The 17,580-nt window shown below is 68.7% G+C and carries 16 protein-coding genes; 9 read left to right on the forward strand and 7 right to left on the reverse strand.

What is annotated here, in order from left to right; translation table 11 throughout:
- The first annotated feature begins 479 nt into the window (after positions 1–479).
- Together ABE434_RS14680 and ABE434_RS14685 are read left to right on the forward strand one after the other, a co-directional pair.
- On the forward strand, positions 480–1,292 hold the full coding sequence (locus tag ABE434_RS14680; RefSeq protein WP_346479346.1) for an alpha/beta hydrolase: 813 nt from the start codon (positions 480–482) through the stop codon (positions 1,290–1,292).
- Between the two features lie 111 nt (positions 1,293–1,403).
- On the forward strand, positions 1,404–1,580 hold the full coding sequence (locus ABE434_RS14685; RefSeq protein ID WP_346479347.1) for a hypothetical protein: 177 nt from the start codon (positions 1,404–1,406) through the stop codon (positions 1,578–1,580).
- 12 nt (positions 1,581–1,592) lie between these two features.
- On the opposite strand, the gene ABE434_RS14690 is transcribed toward ABE434_RS14685, so the two are convergent.
- Positions 1,593–2,435: an MnmC family methyltransferase gene (locus ABE434_RS14690; RefSeq protein WP_346479348.1), complete on the reverse strand. Its 843-nt coding sequence runs from the start codon at positions 2,433–2,435 to the stop codon at positions 1,593–1,595.
- 189 nt (positions 2,436–2,624) lie between these two features.
- Between ABE434_RS14690 and ABE434_RS14695 the strand changes: the two genes are divergently transcribed.
- Positions 2,625–3,110, forward strand: a complete 486-nt coding sequence (locus ABE434_RS14695) for a transposase (protein ID WP_176990480.1) — start codon at positions 2,625–2,627, stop codon at positions 3,108–3,110.
- 148 nt (positions 3,111–3,258) lie between these two features.
- Here the strand turns inward: ABE434_RS14695 and ABE434_RS14700 are convergent, their stop codons facing one another.
- Positions 3,259–3,678: a hypothetical protein gene (locus ABE434_RS14700; protein ID WP_346479349.1), complete on the reverse strand. Its 420-nt coding sequence runs from the start codon at positions 3,676–3,678 to the stop codon at positions 3,259–3,261.
- A gap of 112 nt (positions 3,679–3,790) precedes the next feature.
- Between ABE434_RS14700 and ABE434_RS14705 the strand changes: the two genes are divergently transcribed.
- Entirely contained in the window at positions 3,791–4,123 is a 333-nt protein-coding gene (locus ABE434_RS14705; RefSeq protein WP_346479350.1) for a hypothetical protein, read from the forward strand.
- A gap of 9 nt (positions 4,124–4,132) precedes the next feature.
- Here ABE434_RS14705 and ABE434_RS14710 read toward each other — a convergent pair whose 3' ends face one another.
- Positions 4,133–4,504, reverse strand: coding sequence for a MerC domain-containing protein (locus ABE434_RS14710; RefSeq protein ID WP_346479351.1), 372 nt, complete (start codon positions 4,502–4,504; stop codon positions 4,133–4,135).
- 70 nt (positions 4,505–4,574) lie between these two features.
- Here ABE434_RS14710 and ABE434_RS14715 point away from each other — a divergent pair, with 70 nt between their 5' ends.
- Entirely contained in the window at positions 4,575–5,906 is a 1,332-nt protein-coding gene (locus ABE434_RS14715; RefSeq protein ID WP_346479352.1) for a GTP-binding protein, read from the forward strand.
- Positions 5,907–5,915: 9 nt separating this feature from the next.
- Here the strand turns inward: ABE434_RS14715 and ABE434_RS14720 are convergent, their stop codons facing one another.
- A complete protein-coding gene (locus ABE434_RS14720; RefSeq protein WP_346479353.1) occupies positions 5,916–7,526 on the reverse strand; it encodes an ABC-F family ATP-binding cassette domain-containing protein in 1,611 nt (536 codons plus the stop codon).
- A gap of 174 nt (positions 7,527–7,700) precedes the next feature.
- A complete protein-coding gene (locus ABE434_RS14725; RefSeq protein ID WP_346479354.1) occupies positions 7,701–8,603 on the reverse strand; it encodes a LysR family transcriptional regulator in 903 nt (300 codons plus the stop codon).
- Between the two features lie 309 nt (positions 8,604–8,912).
- Here ABE434_RS14725 and ABE434_RS14730 point away from each other — a divergent pair, with 309 nt between their 5' ends.
- Together ABE434_RS14730 and ABE434_RS14735 are read left to right on the forward strand one after the other, a co-directional pair.
- Entirely contained in the window at positions 8,913–10,115 is a 1,203-nt protein-coding gene (locus tag ABE434_RS14730; protein WP_346479355.1) for an MFS transporter, read from the forward strand.
- A 106-nt stretch (positions 10,116–10,221) separates the two neighbouring features.
- Positions 10,222–11,169, forward strand: a complete 948-nt coding sequence (locus ABE434_RS14735; RefSeq protein ID WP_346479356.1) for a polysaccharide deacetylase family protein — start codon at positions 10,222–10,224, stop codon at positions 11,167–11,169.
- 9 nt (positions 11,170–11,178) lie between these two features.
- On the opposite strand, the gene ABE434_RS14740 is transcribed toward ABE434_RS14735, so the two are convergent.
- Complete coding sequence (locus tag ABE434_RS14740) at positions 11,179–12,783, reverse strand: EAL domain-containing protein (protein WP_346479357.1); 1,605 nt, start codon at positions 12,781–12,783, stop codon at positions 11,179–11,181.
- Positions 12,784–13,054: 271 nt separating this feature from the next.
- Between ABE434_RS14740 and ABE434_RS14745 the strand changes: the two genes are divergently transcribed.
- Positions 13,055–13,828 (forward strand): lytic transglycosylase domain-containing protein, encoded by a 774-nt coding sequence (locus ABE434_RS14745; RefSeq protein WP_346479358.1) that lies wholly within the window; start codon positions 13,055–13,057, stop codon positions 13,826–13,828.
- 9 nt (positions 13,829–13,837) lie between these two features.
- Here ABE434_RS14745 and ABE434_RS14750 read toward each other — a convergent pair whose 3' ends face one another.
- Positions 13,838–15,364 carry a hypothetical protein gene (locus ABE434_RS14750; RefSeq protein WP_346479359.1) on the reverse strand — a complete coding sequence of 509 codons (1,527 nt, stop codon included), beginning with the start codon at positions 15,362–15,364 and terminating at the stop codon, positions 13,838–13,840.
- Positions 15,365–15,497: 133 nt separating this feature from the next.
- On the opposite strand from ABE434_RS14750, the gene ABE434_RS14755 reads away from it, so the two are divergent.
- Entirely contained in the window at positions 15,498–17,576 is a 2,079-nt protein-coding gene (locus tag ABE434_RS14755; protein ID WP_346479360.1) for an SMP-30/gluconolactonase/LRE family protein, read from the forward strand.
- Positions 17,577–17,580: the final 4 nt, after the last annotated feature.

The following is a 17,580-nucleotide window of genomic DNA, read 5'->3' on the forward strand; positions in this document are numbered from 1 at the left end:
CGCTGTGCGACGCCCATGTCTACGCAACCGCACGCCCACGCAACAACACATAGCAGGCGCAGCTCGCACAACGCTCAGTCGAAGGTATCTGCCGCAGTGCTGCGCTCAATGCCGTACGGGAGGCTGGGTGCGCTCCGAGACCATGCAACAGCAAGGTGACTGCCAGCCCGCAGCAAGCGCCCTCTGGAGGGCCGGGCAGCCCGGCTTGCGGGCCAGTAGCAGCCTCCGGCACGATCTCATGACAGTCCATGTACTGGTTCCCAGCGTCGACGATGTCCCATGGCAACTATCGTTCGTAGCCGTCTCAGATCTTGAGATCGTCGCCGCCCGATGCGAGGGTCAGCGCCGCTGAACACCCCGGCGGATATCAGTCAGCCCTGTGCACGCCACGTCAGCAACATCGCGCTTTCTTTCACGGCTCACCCAACCCCCTCTCCCTAGGATCAAACCTTCCTTCCCCATCGCTCCAAGGAGTTCCCATGGCTGCTTCCCGCGTTCGCCTGCACGTTGAAGATTCCGGTGGTAACGGCCGCCCGGTGGTGCTGATCCACGGCTGGCCGCTCTCGGCTGAATCGTGGAAGGCGCAGGTTCCCGCGCTGCGCGATGCGGGCTACCGCGTGGTGGCCTATGACCGCCGGGGCTTCGGGCGCTCGGACAAGCCGACCGATGGCTACGAGTACGATACGCTCGCTGATGACCTGGCCGGTGTGATCGAGGATCTGGACCTGAAGGATGCCACCCTGGTCGGCTTCTCGATGGGCGGTGGTGAAGTGGCGCGCTATGTGGCCAAGCATGGCGAATCGCGCCTGCACAGCGTGGTGTTCGCCTCGGCGGTGCCGCCCTACATGCTCAAGACCAGCGACAACCCCGAGGGCCCGCTGACGAAGGAAAAAGCGGATGAAATGCGCGCGGGCCTGGAGAAGGATCGCGACACGTTCTTCGATGGCTTCACCAAGGATTTCTTCAGCGCCAACGGCGAGCTGAAGGTGAGCGAGGAGGAGCGCCAGGCCGCGATCACGCTGTGCAAGCAGTCCGACCAGACCGCGGCGCTGGGTTGCATGAAGGCGTTCGGCACGACCGACTTCCGTGGCGACCTGGAGAAGGTCACGGTGCCGACCCTCGTCCTGCACGGTGACAGCGACGGCACGGTGCCGTTCGAAGGCTCGGGCAAGCGCATCCATGAAGCCATCCCGGGCAGTGAAGTGGTGGTGCTGAAGGATGCGCCGCACGGGTGCAATGCCAGCCATGCCGAGGCGTTCAACAAGGCGCTGCTGGACTTCCTGAAGAAGTAAGCCGGAGGTCGTCCGCAGATCGCGCCCGGCACGTTGCGATGACGTGTCGGGCGTTCTTGTACGCTGTATCGGCCAAGCGAAAGTGCAGCGCTACGCCAAACGAGACGACCCATGCGCCAGTCCCAGACACCGCCCTGGAAGAAGCCCAGTCCCAATGGGAAGAAAAAGTCGCAGCCGCTCTCCCAGGCACAGAAGGATGCGGCCCGTCAGCGCGCCGAGGAAAACGGGCGACGCTATCCCAATCTGGTCGACAACATGTGGGCGGCCAAACTGCCACGCGGCAGTTGAGCGACACCCGCCTCAGCGCTTGGCCGCAAGCACCCCATCCATCGCCAGCTCGGCCTTGAACCCCGCCTTCTCAAGTCGCTTGGCGACCTCGCGCGGCACATCGCGGCCGCTGGTCAGCTTGTTCGGCGCACCGGTGTAATGGAACATCCGGCCGCCTTTGCGGATGACGCGCGCGAGCTGGTCGTAGAACACCTGCGAATACAGCTCGCCGGCAATGCCGAAGCGCGGCGGGTCGTGCAGGATCGCGTCGACCGAGGCGCTCTCCAGCCCTTCGATCTCCTGCGACACATCGCCCTGGCTCAGTGACAGTCGGCCGCCGCTGCTCTCCGCCTCCGGGTCTGGCGACCACGGGTTGAGCGTGCGCAGCCACAGCACGTCCGGATTCTTCTCGAAGGAGCGGATGCGGGTGACGCCGCCTTCCAGGCAGCACGCGGCGAAATAGCCCAGGCCGCCGCAGGTATCGAGCACGGTCTTGCCGGCCGGGGCGATCAGCGCGACCTTGCGGCGGGCATCCTCGAACGGGGACACCTGCGCGCTGGGCAGCATCTTGATGCCGTCGATCTCGAAGGTCGGCGCGTCCCAGTCGGTCGGCACCAGCTTGATCAGCGCCGAGCCGAAGCGCGAGATCGCCAGGAACTCCTCGCCGTCCCAGTAGTACAGGGTGCGGTCCTTGGTCTTGCCGGGATAGGCATAGGTCTCGCCTTTCCACTGCCAGTGGTCGGCCGCCAGCAGGGCGGTGCCGGTGGAGCGGCCGAGGTCGAGCGAGCCCGTCCATTCCCCGGTGCCGGCATCGCGGGCGCGGGTCAGGGTCTCGGCAAGCGGGCGGGTCAGCAGGGGGCCGGTGTAATGGGGCACGGGATCGGGCCGGGGCGCGGGCGCCAGGCGGTCTGTCAGTCAGGGGTGGGCATCGTACCTGAGAAGGCCGTCGCGGGCCCTGATGCACTCCCCCAGGGCGGGAATCCGACCCTTGCGTGCGCGGGTGTCCGAGGCGCTGGCAGGGAGTGCGCTGATCGTAGCGGGCCGGGGACTTTGGATACTTGGGTCATGTCCTACGACCACCTCCTCTGGCCCACCGGCACCGCGTACTTCTTCAGCGCGCACCTCCGCGATCGCAGCAGCAGCCTGCTGGTGGAGCAGGCACAGGTGCTGCGGCTGGCGTTCCGGGTGGCACAACAGGCGCGGCCATTCCGGATCAACGCGATCGTGGTGCTGCCGGATCACCTGCATGGGGTGTGGACGCTGCCGGAGGGCGACGAGGAGGGCCATCGTCGCTGGTCGCAGATCCAGGCGATCTTCGACCGCCAGCTGCCTGTGGCCGAGCCGCGCCTGCAGCTGCGCCGGGATCGCAGTCTGCGGCCGCTGTGGCACAACGGTTTCCGCGAGCATCGGATCGTGGACGCCGACGACCTGCAGCGGCATGTGGCGTATGTCCACCACAACCCGGTCAAGCACGGGCATGTGCGCGATGCGACGCAGTGGCCGTACAGCTCGATCCATCGCGGTCGCCGTGATCCGGAGACGCCATGTTGAAGTACGGGGAGGGGATGCCCGCCTGTGTAGGCCTGCGGGTGGGGCGGTGTCGGGGATGGGTGTTGCGGGCCGGGCTACCGGTGCGGGCGGGCGGTGATCGCTGCCTGCCGCCGGTGGTCCGGCGGGTGGGGGTATCGAGCGCGGATGATCAGGGGCATTTCACCGGGAATACCGGGCCGGCGCCGATCAGGACCAGGGCCATGTAGTCGCTGTCCTCGGCCTTGCCCTTGAGCGTGGCACCCGGAGTGAACTTGAAGATGCCGAAGCCGCCACCGGGGCGGACCAGCGCTTTGTCGATCTGATCCGCATCGTCGCGGAAGAACTGTGCGATCTCGGCGCGGCTGGATTCCTGCAGCGGCGTGGCGTGGCGCTGCCATTGCTCATCGCGGTTGAAGGACACGTAGTACTGGCCGCTCTGCTGCTCGATGCGGAACTCGGCCGGCTTGCGCGCGTGGGTGGCATAGCAGCCCAGCATCGGATCGGAGGAGAAGACGCCGGCGCTGTTGTCGTTGCGGCAGCCGGTCAGCAGGAGCGGGGACAGGAGAAGCAGGCTGGGCAACAAGCGCATGGCGTATCCTGGCTTCGGGTGGTGGGGCATTGTCCAACACGCGATGAAAAGATCTCGTCTGTGTGCGGTGGGGACGATGGTGTACGGTGGCGCGATTGTCAGGAGACCCATCGTGCTGCCACCTTCCCCGCAGAAGTCCCGCTCACCGTCGGCTCCACCGATATCGGCCCAGCGACTCCCGCTGCTCGGCCTCGTCAGCTTCCTCGGCCTCCCCATTGGGGCCTTCGCTGCACACATCGCCACCGCCGCCAATCACGGTGTCACCGCGGGCGCCAGCACCACCGGCGTGTCCATCGGCGTGCTCGCCTCGGCCGCGGGGGGCCTCATCGCCACCGTCGGCTCGCGCGTGCGCCAGGAACGCTGGCCGTGGCTGGGCATCATCGGCGCGGTGCTCAGTGCAGCACCGCTGGTGCTGTTCCTGGTCGGGATGATGTTCAAGCACTGAGCCGTGCGCTCAGTGCCGGTGCCGCCGCCACGCATTCCACACATGCGTGCTGGCCAGCAGCAGGCTGCCGACCACGGTCATCGGGGTCTCGGCCTCGTGGCTCGGCCAGCCCAGTGCGCCGACCAGCAGCAACAACAGCCCTGCCGCCGCGCCAGCCATCGCCCACGCAGGCAGCGGGTGCTGGCGGTGTGCGCGCCACAGCGCGAAGCCGGTTAGGGGCGCGGCGATCGCCACGAACAGGGCATGCACCCACTCGGCTTCGGCCCACACGCCCATCAGGGGGAGCATCGCCGCGAGCAGCGGCAGGGCCAGGCAGTGCAGCAGGCACAGGCCGGACAGCGCGATGGCGCCGGCATCCAACAGGGCAGAGGATCGCTTCATGGGGCGTAGGGGTCTTGGTTTGTGAATGTTATATAGTAACATTTCATTCCCTCTCCTGACCTGCTCCGCCATGACTGCCTCTGCTGCCCTTCGTGATTCCCGCCTGCCGGTGACGGTGCTGTCCGGCTTCCTCGGCGCCGGCAAGACGACCCTGCTCAATCAGCTGCTGCGCAACCGCGAGGGCCGCCGGGTGGCGGTGATCGTCAACGACATGAGCGAGATCAATGTCGACGCGCAGCTGGTCCGCGACGGCGGCGCTGCGCTGAGCCGCACCGAGGAGACGCTGGTGGAGTTCAGCAACGGCTGCATCTGCTGCACGCTGCGCGATGACCTGCTGCAGGAGGTGCGCCGGCTCGCGGCCGAGGGCCGCTACGATTACCTGTTGATCGAGTCGACCGGGATCGCCGAGCCGATGCCGGTCGCGGCGACCTTCTCGGTGCGCGATGAAGAGGGCTTCAGCCTCAGTGATATCGCGCGGCTGGACACGCTGGTGACGGTGGTCGATGGCGCGCGGTTCCTGCACGACTTCGGCTCCAGCGATCGGCTGATCGACCGCGGCCAGCAGGCTGGTGAAGACGACGACCGCGGTGTGGTCAACCTGCTTGCCGAGCAGATCGAGTTCGCCAACGTGATCGTGGTGAGCAAGTGCGATCTGATCGACGACGACACGCTGCAGTCCACGCTGGCCGTGCTGCGTGCGATGAACCGCGATGCGCGGCTGGTCCTGGCCGAACATGGCAACGTGCCGCTGCAGGAGGTGCTTGATACCGGCCGCTACGACTTCGTCAAAGCGCAGTTGGCACCAGGGTGGATGCAGGCACTGCGCGGCCAACACACGCCGGAGACCGAGGAATACGGCATCACCAGTTTCGTCTACCGCTCGCGCCGGCCGTTCCATCCGCAGCGTTTCGCACAGCTGCTCGACACCGGGCTGGGCAGCGTGATCCGCAGCAAGGGCTTTTTCTGGCTGGCCAACCGCATGGACTCGGTGGGGGAGCTCTCCAGTGTCGGTGCGGCGACGCAGACCTCGGTCGCGGGGGTCTGGTACGCCTCGCGCGAGCGCATGGCGGCCGGGTTGGAAAACACCGCGCCGGCGCTGCCACCCACGCGCGTGCCCTACACGGACATGGGCTGGACCCGCCAGCAGACGGCCTGCTGGACCGCGCCGATGCCCAGCGTCGAGCAGGTCGGCGATGCCGGTGAGTACCAAGCCATGCGCAGGCTGTGGCATCCCTGGTGGGGCGACCGCCGCCAGGAACTGGCGGTGATCGGGGTGGCGATGGACGAGCACGCGGTCCGCGCCGAGCTGGATGCCTGCCTGCTCAACGATGAGGAACTGCGCGCCGGGCCGCTGCTGTGGCAGCTGCTGCCGGATGCGTTTCCGGCGTGGGCACGGGCCTGACCGCCGGCGTTACACCGGGGTCAGCCGCCATCCTTCGTCGGCCGCGTGCAGCGTGTGGGTCAGGCCGACCGCCTCCAGCAGCGCGCTATCGTGCGAGACGATCATCAGCGTGCCGGTGTACTGGTTGAGCATCTGCTCGAGTGCGGTCAGCGAGGGCAGGTCGAGGTGATTGCCCGGCTCGTCCAGCAACAGCAGCTGTGGTGGTGTCTGCGCGTACAGCACTGAGGCCAGTGCAGCCTTCAACCGCTCGCCACCGCTCAGCGTGGCCAACGGCCGCAGGCTGCGCTCGGCATCGAGCCCGAGCAGCGCCAACTGTGTGCGCAACGTGCCTTCGCTGGCCAGCGGATGCGCGCGCTGCAGCAGTGACAGCGCCGAGGCATCGCCCGGCAGCATCGTCAGCGACTGGTCAAGCAGGGCGACGCTGGCCGCAACCTCCACATGCCCCGACACCGGCGCCAGCGTGCCGGCCAACAACCGCAGCAGCGTCGATTTGCCGCTGCCGTTGCGTCCCTGCACGCCGATCCGCTGCCCACGCTGCAGGGTGAGATCGAGAGTCCTCCACGGCGCCTGCACCCACGGAAGCCCGGCAGCGACGAGCTCGGCCACGCGCTGTGGGCCCGGCTGGCTGATCACCGGGGCAAGCAGGGCGATCTCGATGTCCTGCTCCACCTCGCCGGCGGCCTCGCGCACGCGCGCGTCCAGTTCGGTACGGCGCTCGCTCTGCTGCGCCTGCCAGCGGCCCGCGCTGTGCTCGCTGCGGTTCTTCATGCCACCGAGCAGGATCGGTGCCTGGTTGGCGGTGCGTGCATCGCGTGTCGCCCGCGCCTGGCGGTGTTCCATCCGTTCGCGCTGGTCGCGCATCTCGTTCTGCTGCTGGCGGCGCTCGCGTTTACGCAGGGCAAGCTGCGCGTCCGTGCTGCGGCGTTCGTCCTGCTTCTGCGCGGCGTAGAGCGCGTAGTTGCCGCCGTAGTGGCGGAGTCCGGCCGGTGACAGCTCCACGATGCGCGCCATGCTGTTCAACAAGCTGCGGTCATGGCTGATCACGATCAGGCCGCCGTGCCAGCGCTGCAGCGCCGCGATGAGGCGCTCGCGATGCGCGGCGTCGAGATGGTTGCTGGGCTCATCCAGGATCAGGCCCTCGGCCCCGGAGAGGAACGCGCCGGCCAGCGCCACCTGCACCGCCTGGCCACCACTGAGCGTGGCAGCCGGCAGCAAGGGATCCAGCGCTGGCAGGCCCAGCAGGTGCCACTGCGTCTGCAGCTGTTCGCGCAGGTCCCAGCGCTCCCCGAGGCAGGTGAAGTCGTCCGGGTCGACGCTGCCGGCCTCGATGCGATGCAGTGCATCGAGCACCGGGCCGACACCGGCCAGATCGGCAATGCGACCTGCGGGCACGCCGCTGTGCTGCGCGAGCAGGTGCACGGGGCCACTGCGCTGGATGCGGCCGGACGTGGGTGTGAGATCCCCGCTGAGCAGGCGGGCGAGCACGCTTTTGCCCACGCCGTTGCGCCCGACCAGGCCGGTCGGGGTGCCGTCGAACGCGGCGGACAGTTCGGAAAACAGGACCCGGCCGTCGGGCAGGGTATGCGTCACGCGATCGAGCGTGAGGGCGAATGCGGTCATGCGACCTCCATGGATGCCAAGGACTCCCCTCCTGCAGGACAGGCGGGTGGAGACAGGCCGTCAGACGACGGCGGCATCAATGGCGCATGTAGGCCTACCTCGGCAACAAAGGCGACTGGCTGTCGCGCGGCCAGTATAAAACCGCCCGACGGCCGGGCGATGAACGCGGCCTGCTCAGCAGCTCACCCCGGTCAGCCGCGCGCTGATGAAATCGATGAAGACGCGCAGCTTGGGCAGCACATGGCGGCCCGAGGGCCACAGCAGGTAGAAGCTGCCGCAGGCGTGGATGCGGTTGGCCAGCACCCGCTGCAGGCGGCCATCGGCCAGCGCGTCGCGCACCGAGTGCTCGGGAAGGTAAGCAATGCCACGCCCGGCCAAGGCGAAAGCAAGCCGCGCCTCGATCGTATTGCTGACCATTGAGATCGGCAGGACCAGCGGCGCGGCGCCCGGGGTCTGCGGTAGCGGCCAACACTCCAGCTTGCCGCTGCTGGGAAAGCGGTAGTGCAGGCAGTCGTGCAGCAGCAGGTCCTCGGGCAGGCGCGGGGTGCCGCGGCGGGCCAGGTAGTCCGGCGAGGCCACCAGATAGCGTGGGAATTCGCCCAGCTGCCGCGCGCTCAGGCGCGAGTCGGCCGGCTCGCTGACCCGCAGGACGGCGTCGAAGCCTTCCTCGATCACATCGACCAGGCGGTCATCGAAATCCAGCTCCAGCCGGATGCCCGGGTAAGCGGCCATGAACTCGGTCAGCAGCGGCAGCGAGATGTCGCCGACCAGCGGCAGGCTGACCCGCAGCACGCCGGTCGGCGCCTCGGTCTGCTGGACCAGCTCATCGCGGGCGGCATCGCGCTCGTCGAGGATGCGCCGGCAGCGCACCAGGAAGCGCTCGCCCTCGGCGGTGAGGGTGACGCTGCGGGTGCTGCGATGGAACAGCCGCACGCCCAGCGCCTGCTCCAGCCGCGATACGGTCTTGCCGGCGGCCGAAGCGGAGATGCCGAGCACGCGGCCGGTCTCGACGAAGCTGCGGGTATCGGCCACCTGCACGAAGGTCTGCAGATTGCCGAGGTTGTCCAGGGCTGACATGGGCGGCCACAGAGGAGGGAAGCGGCCACTCTAGCGGCCATCGGGGTGCGCAGGAGCACGGTCGCGCGGATCGGCCCGCAACACTGCGGTGCGCCGTGGGTGGGTTCGGCCGCAGGACCTTACAGGGCAGGCACCTTGCCGATTGCCGCCACCGCAGTCCGGAATGTGCGGAGCGCCGCCCCGCTGTTTCGCCGGCCGCGCAGCGCCTACGGTGGCGCTCCCCTCTTTCCGGCCGCTGCCCATGTCTGCTCGCCACGCCCCTGCCACGCTCTCCGCCCCCCGTACCGCTGCGTGCACGGTGGCCTCCCCATGAGCGGGCACGTGCTCGATCCCACCGCCGTCCCCGTGGCCGACGCCGCCACCCGGTTGCCGCTCGGCGGCCTGCTGGCGCTGGCCTGCGCGGGCTTCATCACCATCCTCACCGAGGCGCTGCCCGCCGGGCTGCTGTCGCCGATGAGCGCCGATCTCGGCGTCAGCCGCGCGCTGGTGGGACAGCTGGTCACGATCTATGCGCTCGGTTCGCTGGTCGCGGCACTGCCGATGACCGCGCTGACCCGGCGCTGGCCGCGGCGTCCGCTGCTGCTCACCGCGATCGCCGGCTTCGTGGTGGTCAACACGATCACCGCGATGAGCCACCACTACGGGGTGATGCTGGTCGCGCGTTTCTGCGCCGGGATCAGCGCCGGCCTGCTGTGGTCGCTGGTGGCCGGCTATGCCAGCCGCATGGTGGTGCCGCAGCTGCAGGGCCGGGCGATCGCAGTGGCGATGGTGGGTACGCCGCTGGCACTGTCGCTGGGCATTCCGGCCGGCACCCTGCTGGGCCAGACCATCGGCTGGCGCTGGGCGTTCGCGCTGATGTCGATTCTCAGCGTGGGCCTGCTGCTGTGGGCGCGGCTGGCCTTGCCGCCACTGCCGGCCCCGGGCGCGGCGGCGCAGCAGCCACTGGGCAGCGTGCTGCGCCTGCGTGGCATGCGCACCGCGTTGCTGACGATGTTCCTGTACGTGCTGGCGCATAACGTGCTCTACACCTACATCGAACCGTTCGCGGCGTTGTCCGGCGCGGCCGCATGGCTGGATCGCCTGCTGCTGGTGTTCGGCGTGGCTGCGCTGGTCGGCATCTGGATCACCGGCCTGCTGGTGGACCGCTGGCTGCGCGAACTGGTGATCGCCAGCACGGTGGTCTTTGCGCTCTCGGCGGTGGCGTTTGGCCTGTGGCCCGGTTCGACGTGGGTGCTGGTGGCCGGCACGGTGGTGTGGGGCGTGTCCTTCGGTGGCGTCGCCACCCAGTTCCAGACGGCCGTGGCGCGCCGTGCCGACGAGGCCGGTGACATCGCGCAGTCGTTCGTGGTGACGGGTTGGAACCTGGCGATTGCGCTGGCCGGCATCCTCGGCGGCGTGATGCTGGAAACCGTCGGCGAACGCTGGCTGCCGGCGATCCTGCTGGTGCTGCTGCTGGCCACGCTGGTGGTGGTGTTGCGCCAGCCGCGGGCGTGGGAACCGACCGCGCACTGAGCCCAGCCGCCGCACACGGCAAGGTGGTCCGCGATACCCGGCGCTATGCTGGAGCCGGGTATCGCGATGGGAGCAGCGGGTGCGCAAGGGAGTTCTTCGAAGTGCTGTGCTGGCACTGCTTTGCCTGGCCGGTATCGCCCACGCGGCGACGCCGGATCGGCGCATCGCGCTGACCATCGACGATCTGCCCTGGCAGCGTCTGGACGAACGCGCCGAGCCCGAGCTTGCCGCCCGCCATGTGCAGCTGATCGCGGCCCTCAAGCACGCGGACGTGCCGGTGGTGGGCTTCGTCAACGAGGTCAAGCTCGAGGTGGATGGCCGGATACAGCCGGCACGCGTGCAGATGCTCCGCGACTGGCGCGATGCCGGGTTCGAGCTCGGCAACCACACCTTTGGCCATGTCGATCTGCACGCGATCGGGCTGGCCGCGTATGAGCAGGACATCCTGCGCGGTGAAGCGACGTTGCGCCCGTTGCTGGCCGAGACCGGGCAGGCACCGCGCTGGTTCCGGCATCCCTATCTGCGGGCCGGGCAGTCGCCGCAGGAACGTGCCGCGCTCGGTGTGTTCCTGCAGCAGCACGGGTATCGGGTGGCGCCGGTCACGGTCGACAACAGCGAGTGGATCTGGGCGTTCGCCTACGACCACGTGCGCGATACCGAGACTGATCCCATCGCGCGCGAGGCTCGCCTGCGCCAGCTGCGCCGCGGCTATGTGCCGTACATGCTCAACAAGCTGGACTACTACGAGCAGCAGGGCCAGCAGCTGCTGGGCCGGCTCCCGGCGCAGGTGTGGTTGATCCACGCCAATGCGCTCAGCGCCGATTGCGTGGAGGAACTGGTCGCGGCCACCCGTCGGCGCGGCTATCGCTTCGTTTCGCTGGAGGCCGCCCTGCAGGATCCGGCCTACCAGCATGCCGACGGCTACAACGGGGCCGGCGGCATCAGCTGGATCCAGCGCTGGGCCATGGCCGAGAACAGGCCCAAGGCCTTCTACGCGGGCGAACCCCTGGTGCCGGCGTGGGTGATGACGCTGGCCGGGCTCGATGCGGAGTAGGGAGGCCGCTCAGTCGGGTGTGTCGCCGTTGGGGTTCTGCATATCTTCGGGGGCCTGCCCGTACTGCTGCTTGCGGTGTTCGTGGAACGCGACGAACTCCGCCGGCGGCAGCGCCTTGGAGAACAGCCAGCCCTGGCCGAACTCCACCTGGCGTGCCTGCAGATAGGCCAGCTGCGCAGGGGTTTCCACGCCCTCGGCGACGGTGAACAGCCCCAGCGTCTTGGCCATCTCGATGATGTGCGAGGTGACCGGGCTGGTCGCGCTGTCGGTGCCGATCGCATCGATGAACGACTTGTCGATCTTCAACGCATCCAGCGGGAGCTGCTGCAGGTACTGCAGGCTGGAATAGCCGACACCGAAGTCGTCGATCGCCACGCTGTGGCCCATGCGCCGTGCATTGGCCAGGTTGGTGCGCGCGCGGCGGACATCGATGAAGCCGCGCTCGGTGGCTTCCAGCCAGATCTGCTGGGGGTGGATGCCGGTGCCGTGCAGCTTGGCCGCCAGTACCTTCAGCGCCCGCCCGCTGCTGACGTCTTCGGCGGCCAGGTTGATCGCGATGTGGGCGGTGCGATCTTGCACCAGCAGGGCGCGCATGTCGGCGATCACGTGGTCGATGACCTGGTCGGTCAGCGCATCGATCAGCCCGGCCTCCTCGGCCAGCGGAATGAACAGGTCCGGGCGCACCAGGCTGCCGTCGGGACGGCGCCAGCGCACCAGCGATTCGGCGCCCACGCAGATGCCGGTCGCCAGCTCGATGATCGGCTGGTAGTGCATGAAGAACTCACGCTTGCGCACCGCGGTGGCCAGTTCGCCGCGCAGCGACAGCCGCCGCCGCGACAGCCAGACCACGCCGCCGATCACCGCCAGCGCGCCGAGCACGCCGAGCGGAATGAACTGGCCGATCTGGTGGCGGAACGCGGCGACCAGATCGGTGCGCGGTGCGGTGGCGATCGCCAGCCACTCCTGGTCCTGCGCAGTGGCATACAGGGTCTGGCCTTCCATGCCGGTGGCCGGCTCGCGCAGCAGCCGCTGCAGCAATGCCTGGTCCTGGATGTCCTGCTGGGCGATCAGCCGTCCATCAGGGCTGGCCACGGCCAGCCGCACGTTGGGATCGACGATCACGTCGATCAGCCGTGCCGGGTCCATCAGGATGTCGTAACGGCCGTAGCCCAAGGCCAGCAGAGATTGCCGGCCACTGCCGGCCAGTGCGTGCACGCCCAGCGTGATCCCGGCGCCTTCCGCGGTGACGTAGGCGGGTGTCGGCTGCGCGACCTCGGCGTCCATCGGCCCCCACGAGGTGCAGGCCAGCCGACCGTTCTCGAAGTAGCCGATCTGCTCGGCCGAATGGGTGCTCATCACCAGGCTGCGCATCAAGTGGAGATGCTCGGGAGAGCAGGGCGTCAATGTGCTTTGGTCGAGTTGGCGCAGGGCGTTCAACGCACCCTCGTAAGCGCGGTGCGCGCGCTGCAGGGTACGCTCCGCGGTGGTCTGCAGCCGTACCTGCTCGGACTCGCTGGCGCGGCTCCAGGTGAAATAGAACACGGTGGCGATCGGCACCAGGGCGCCGAGCAGGGCCAGCAGGACGGTGACGGCGATGATCCTGGGGCGGTTCAAGCGAATCTCGATGCCTCGTCGAAAGGGGGTTCCATGGCAGCCCAGCGGGCCAGGGCGGTCGCGGCCCCAGTCGCTATATGACCATCAGTGCGGTCGATTTGAAACCAGCGCGTCCAGGGTCGCCCGCCGAGCCGGCGCGGGCAGGGGATGATCACGGACCGAACGGGCTGATCCCGTCATGAGCCCGCCGGGACGGGCCCGGTATTCACCTTCGGTTCGCGCCCCTGGCCGGATGATCGCGCCGCACCCTTCCGTGCCCTGATCCGAGCCGATGAACCCGACCCTGCCTGCTGCGTTGGCCCTGTTGTCGTTGCTGCTGCCTGGCCTGGCATCGGCGCGCACGGTCTATCGCTGCGTGCAGAGCAACACGGTCAGCCTGGCCACCGCGCCCGAGCCGGGGTCCCGCTGCACCCCGCAGCAGATCGACGACAACGCCGTGCAGACGCCCAACCTGTGGGGCAACATGGGCGTCTTCAGCGGCACCCTGTACGAACGCGAGCAGGACGGTGCGCTGGTCTACTCGACCCGCAACCTGCCGGGCTCGCGCGTGTTCCTGAAGTTCACTGTCGCCACGCCGCCGGGCGAACCGGCGCATGAAGGCCTGGGCAAGGTCGGTACGCCACAGTTGAACCGGCATGCCAAGCAGTTCAAGGCGGCGGCGAAAGCCACCGGGGTGGACGATGCCTGGCTGCGTGCGATCGCCCATGCCGAGAGTGGCTTCGACGCCGGCGCGATCTCGCCCAAGGGCGCGCAGGGCGTGATGCAGCTGATGCCCGATACCGCCACCGAATACGGCGTGGCCGATCCGCTCTCGGCCGAGCAGTCCATCGGTGGCGGTGCGCGTTACATGAAGGCGCTGCTGCGCCGTTACAAAGGCGACCGCGTGCTGGCCGCCGCCGCCTACAACGCGGGGATCGGGGCGGTGACGCGGTACAAGGGCGTGCCCCCGTATGCCGAGACGCTGGCCTACGTGGAGAAGGTCAGCGCGCTGTATGTGCGGTATCGCGAGGCGATGGGCTTCAAGGTGGAGACGCCGGCGAAGTAGGCCGGTGTTTCAGCGCGAGGAACCGGTATTGAACAACGGGTGGTGCTCGCTGCGTCCGACGGCGTCCAAAGCTGCCTGCACATCGGCGCGCGCGACGACCTGCCGCCATCGGCGATCGCGCTCGGCATCACCGGGCAGCGAGGGTACGGTCAGCAGCTGCTGCATGGACATCAATGCTTCGCTGCGGTGCTCGGTCGAGCGCAGCCGTGCGACCAGCTGTGCGGCGGCCTGGTCCAGCGCATTGTCTTCCAGCAGGGTTTCCACCACGTAGTCTTCGGCGATGTCCTCGTGGTCTTCCAACCAGCGCTGGGCGGTGGCGGCCTGCGCCATATCGCCCAGCTGGCGGTAGGCGAAGAAGCGCACCCACTGCTGCACGGCCTCACCGTACGGGCTCAGGTTGCTGCCGGTTTTCTCGAGGGTCTCCAGCGCCTCGCGCGGCCGTAGCAGCGACGCCTGCCACGACGCCAGGTTCAACTGCTGGCTGACGTTGGCCGCGCCTTCCTCGTGGAACGCGGCGGCGGTTTCCAGGGTCGCCAGCCCGGCCCGCGCATCGCCGAGGCGGCGCTGTGCGATGGCGCGGTTGTTGAGCAGCCAGGCAATATCGCCGGAGTGCTCGAAGCTGCGCGGCAGGCTGGGATCGGCCGCCGCGCCAGCGACGTTCCCGGTCATGGCGACCACCTCTTCATGGCGCCCGAGTGCCAGCAGCGCATAGCTCATCTCCACGAGATTGCGGATCTCCTCGGGTGCCAGCAGGTTACCCACGCGCAATGCATCGAGTTCGCGCTGTGCGGACTGCAGCGGGTCGAAGCGCGGACTGTCGCGATCAATGAAGCGGTCGAACCGCTTGTCCGCCCGCAGGGCGAGGATGGCCATCGGGCTGTCGATCCGTTCCAGTGTCGCCGCGACCCGGTCGTCCTGGCCGCTGTCGATCTGCAACACCGCCAGCCGCTTCCAGAAATCGGTCGGCTCGATATCCTGGGGTTTCCAGCCCTGGTCGAACAGCGCCTGCAGGAAGTCCCGGTAGTCGCTCTCGTGGCCCTGCAGCTGCTGGCCCAGCGATCCGGCCATGGACATGCTGATGTCGGGCAGGAACTGATCGGACAGCTGCAGCGAGCGGGTGATCAGGCGCGCGCCCTCGAGGTGACGGCCATCCTCCGCATCCAGCACGCCCAACAGATAGAGCACGCGCGGTTCATCGGGTGTCGCGTGTCGGGCGAGCTCAAGATAGCTGCGCGCTGGAGCATGCTGGCGAGCCTGCAATGCCACCCAGCCGGCCACGACGTAGGCGTTGACCCGATCAGCATCGGGAATGTCCGCCAGGCCGGGATCCGCCAGCAGCCGCTCGAATGTGATCAGTGCGCCCAGCGTGTCACCCTGCTCGCCTTGCTGCGCGGCTTCGCCCAGCGCGTCCTGCAGTGCTTGTACGTGCGCACTGTCGGCTGGCGCGCGGGTATCGGCCGATGCCTGCACCGGCGCGGCAACCGCCTGTGCCAGGGCGATCAACAGGGCGATGCGGTGGGGTCGCAGGTGCGGCATGCGGCGCTTCCTTCCATGGCGTGAATCCTGATTGGAACCCGGCGGGCCGTGGCGGCACAAGCGACCTGTGTCAGGGTTTGCAGATCCGCGCGCAGGCCGTATCGTCAATGCCCTTTGGAATGCAGGGATCGCAATGGGACGCAACGCATGGGCAGGAATGATCGCGGCGGCTACCGCTGCGGTGCTGGCATGGACCTTCCTGCGTGAGCCATCGCCGCCATCGCCGCCCGCCGGCCCGCTGCCCACCGTGCTGGGCTGGTCCCCCCGCATCGACAGCATCGCCGGCGACGGCGTCGGCGGCACCACGGACGGCCCCGCCACCCAGGCACGCTTCGCCGATCCGTATGGGCTGGCGGTCGACGCCCACGGCGTGGTCTACATCGCCGATGCCGGCGACAACAACCGCATCCGTCGCGTGCATCCCGACGGTCGCGTGGACACCCTGGCCGGGCAGGGCGAAGGCTGGCGCGATGGCGCTGCGATGCAGGCGCAGTTCAACACGCCGTCCGGTATCGCAGTGGATACCGCCGGCACAGTCTTCGTCGCCGACACCGGCAACCATGTCATCCGGCGCATCGCGGTGGATGGCACGGTGAGCACGCTCGCTGGCGATGGCCAGCGGGGGTTCGTCGATGGGCCGGCCGCGCAGGCGCGTTTCGATGGGCCGATGGGCGTGGCGGTGGACGCGGGCGGCCGTGTCTATGTGGCCGATACCTACAACGATCGCATCCGCGTGATCGAGCCCGATGGGCGGGTACACACCGTGGCCGGTGGCGAACGCCCGGGCAACGCCGATGGGAACGGTGCGCTCACGCGGCTGGATACGCCGGTGGCGCTGGCGCTGGATGCGCACGGCAACCTGCTGATCGCCGACCTGTTCAACAACGCGATCCGCCAGCTCGCCCCGGATGGCACGCTCAGTACCCGCGTCGCCGATGGTGGGCTGCTCAGCGGTCCGCTGTCCCTGGCGGTGACCCATGACGGGGTGATCTATGCCAGCGACATCAATGGCAAGGTGGTGCAGATTTCGGCGCAGGGCCACCAGCTCGCGCTGGCCGGGGTACCGCCGCAGCCACGCTTCGCCCGCCCCACCGCGCTCGCGCTGGATGCGGGCGGCGGGCTGTATCTGGCCGATGCCGCGTCCTACCGTGTGCATCGCCTGAGTCCGTTGGCCGCGGGCCAGACCGCACCGCCGGCCCTGATCGGCCCGGCGCCGGACGCCCCGCTGCCCGCCACCGCCGGCCGTTGGCCGCTGGCCCCGCAGGAGGGATGGCATGAAGTGGTCGGCACGCTGGGTGAAGTGCGCGGCGACTTCAAGGGGGAGAGCCGCCATCACCTGCACGGCGGCTTCGATATCCGCGGCGATGTCGGCCAGCCGGTGCTGGCGATCGCCGATGGCAAGGTCGACACCCCGTTCGCCGCGTGGTCGGTGGGGGGGCAGGCCGAGGGCCTGTCGCTGGGGTCGCTCAGGTATATCCACATGAAGGTCGGCCGCGATCCGCGCGACCGTCCGTTCGATGCGCGCTGGCAGCAGTTGTCCGCTGAGGACGGCACGTTGGAGCGCATCCGTGTGCGTCGCGGCACCCGCTTCGCCGCAGGTGAAGCGCTGGGCACCATCAACCGCATGGCGCACGTGCACCTGAGCGTGGGTGCCAGCGGCTTCGAACGCAATGCGGTGGCGCTGGGCTTTACCGGTTACGCCGATGCCTTCGCGCCGCGCATCACCGAGGTGGCCGTACTGGACGATCTCGACCAGCCGATCACGGCCGGCGCCGACGGCCGCGTTGCGATACCGCGCCAGGGCCCGGGAGTGCAGATCGTGGTGGAAGCCTGGGACCAGGTCGACCGCAACCTGCCGCGGCGTCGGCTGGGCCTGTACCAGGTCGGCTACCAGGTGCTCGATACACAGGGCCGGCCGCTGGCGGGCTACGAGCAGCCGCGCTTCAACATCGTGTTCAACCGGATGCCGCGCGAAGACAGCGCTACCCGCGTGGCCTATGCACCGGACAGTGGCATCACCGTGCATGGCAGTGCGATTACGCGGTTCCGCTATCTGGTCACCAACACCGTGCGCGATGGCCTGGTCGAGACCGCACGCTGGCAGCCCGATGCGTTGCCGGCCGGTGACTACATCCTGCGCGGCAGTGCACGCGACTACAGCGGCAACGAAGCGATCGGCCCGCGCGATCTGAAGATCACGCTGCTGCCCTGAGCGG

Source organism: Stenotrophomonas sp. TWI1183 (assembly GCF_039673115.1).
Taxonomy (GTDB): domain Bacteria; phylum Pseudomonadota; class Gammaproteobacteria; order Xanthomonadales; family Xanthomonadaceae; genus Stenotrophomonas; species Stenotrophomonas maltophilia_AA.

What these genes read in the sequence shown, in the direction of transcription:
- ABE434_RS14720 (WP_346479353.1), bottom strand. Translation starts at nt 7,526, where the DNA reads ATGACCGCATTCGCCCTCACGCTCGATCGCGTGACGCATACCCTGCCC.
- ABE434_RS14750 (WP_346479359.1), bottom strand. Translation starts at nt 15,364, where the DNA reads ATGCCGCACCTGCGACCCCACCGCATCGCCCTGTTGATCGCCCTGGCA.
- ABE434_RS14710 (WP_346479351.1), bottom strand. Translation starts at nt 4,504, where the DNA reads ATGAAGCGATCCTCTGCCCTGTTGGATGCCGGCGCCATCGCGCTGTCC.
- ABE434_RS14725 (WP_346479354.1), bottom strand. Translation starts at nt 8,603, where the DNA reads ATGTCAGCCCTGGACAACCTCGGCAATCTGCAGACCTTCGTGCAGGTG.
- ABE434_RS14745 (WP_346479358.1), top strand. Translation starts at nt 13,055, where the DNA reads ATGAACCCGACCCTGCCTGCTGCGTTGGCCCTGTTGTCGTTGCTGCTG.
- ABE434_RS14700 (WP_346479349.1), bottom strand. Translation starts at nt 3,678, where the DNA reads ATGCGCTTGTTGCCCAGCCTGCTTCTCCTGTCCCCGCTCCTGCTGACC.
- ABE434_RS14755 (WP_346479360.1), top strand. Translation starts at nt 15,498, where the DNA reads ATGGGACGCAACGCATGGGCAGGAATGATCGCGGCGGCTACCGCTGCG.
- ABE434_RS14695 (WP_176990480.1), top strand. Translation starts at nt 2,625, where the DNA reads ATGTCCTACGACCACCTCCTCTGGCCCACCGGCACCGCGTACTTCTTC.
- ABE434_RS14730 (WP_346479355.1), top strand. Translation starts at nt 8,913, where the DNA reads ATGAGCGGGCACGTGCTCGATCCCACCGCCGTCCCCGTGGCCGACGCC.
- ABE434_RS14715 (WP_346479352.1), top strand. Translation starts at nt 4,575, where the DNA reads ATGACTGCCTCTGCTGCCCTTCGTGATTCCCGCCTGCCGGTGACGGTG.
- ABE434_RS14680 (WP_346479346.1), top strand. Translation starts at nt 480, where the DNA reads ATGGCTGCTTCCCGCGTTCGCCTGCACGTTGAAGATTCCGGTGGTAAC.
- ABE434_RS14685 (WP_346479347.1), top strand. Translation starts at nt 1,404, where the DNA reads ATGCGCCAGTCCCAGACACCGCCCTGGAAGAAGCCCAGTCCCAATGGG.